Annotated in this window: 1 protein-coding gene; it reads right to left on the reverse strand. The window is 70.0% G+C overall.

Annotated elements, in window-relative coordinates:
- Nucleotides 1-1224, reverse strand: a 1224-nt coding sequence (locus ACFOSH_RS42710) for an IS4 family transposase (protein ID WP_378247301.1), incomplete at its 3' end; no start/stop codon positions are given.
- Between the last annotated feature and the right edge of the window lie 14 nt (nucleotides 1225-1238).

A 1238-nucleotide genomic window follows, 5' to 3' on the forward strand; every position in this document is an offset into this window, starting at 1 on the left:
CAGGTGCTGGCAGGTCTGTTCGAGGTGTGTGGTGGCGTGCTGGGGTGTGGTAGTGATCGCCGCGGTGGCGGTGTCGCGGGCGGCGGTGAAGGAGATCCGGGACGGGTCGAGGTCGGTGGCGAGCGCGGCGTGGCTGGTCAGTAGCCGGAGGGTTTGGTAGGTGGTGAGGGCGGCCCAGAGCTCTTGCAGGGCGCGGGCCGGGGTGCGGCTGCGGAGTGGTTGTCCGTGCAGCAGCACGGTTTTGAGTTCGCGGATGCCGGTCTCTGCGGCCCAGCGGCGGGCGTAGAGGCCGACGAGCTGGCCGGCGGGGGCGTGGTCCGGGTCGAGCAGGCTGGTGACCAGCCGGTATTTCTGGGTGCGGGTGACGCCGTCGATGGTGACGGTGATCCAGGCTTCGATCACGCGGACGGTGATGCCGCGGACCGGGCGGGGTTTCGGCGGGCGGTGCCCGCGTTTGTGGTTGCGCTGGACGGTCTTGCGCCGAGCGCGGGCGTCGGCCGGGTCGTGCAGGGTGGCCAGCCAGGACCCGTCAGGCAGCAGGTGCTGCGGGCTGAGCAGGGGTTTACCCAGTTTGGCCCGCCAGAGCAGGTGCGTTCCCCGGGCGCGGGCCGCGGTCCAGAGCGGGTAACCCAGGAAGTTCCGGTCAGCCAGCAGCAGCATCCCCGGCCGCAGAGAGTTCACGAGCTGGTGGGCCAGGGTGACCTCGCCTTGGCCCAGCCCGCCGGTGACCGCCCCCAGCAGCTGACGGGTGCCGCAGGCCAGCAACACCACCAGCCGTGCTTTCGGCGTTCCCACTGGGCCGTTCTTGCCCTGGTGACGGCGGAAATGGTCCCGGTTGGCGTCGGTGTCGGCCACGGTGATCTCGGTGCCGTCCCAAGCACAGACCTGTAATCCGAACATATGTGACCACGGCCGGACCCGGGCCGGGACCGGCCTGGTCATCGCGGTGAACAGCAACTCGAACGGCACCACACCGAGACGGTCACGCAGCTTGGTCAACGCGGTGCTCGACGGCAGGACCCAGCCCAGAGCCGCCAGCCGCCGCACTCTCGCGAGCGGAATCATCGCCTGCGTCACGGCCGGGACCGACCGGGCACGCAACAGACACAACGCGAGCACCAGATAGATCCCCAGACGGGACGGCAGGGCCCGGAACCGCCGCTCGTCCCGGCCGGACACCACGAGGGCCTCATCAACCAGCACAGGCGGAAGAAAACAGGACAAAACACCCAGCCCGG

The organism is Amycolatopsis speibonae (genome assembly GCF_042647925.1).
GTDB classification, from domain to species: domain Bacteria; phylum Actinomycetota; class Actinomycetes; order Mycobacteriales; family Pseudonocardiaceae; genus Amycolatopsis; species Amycolatopsis speibonae.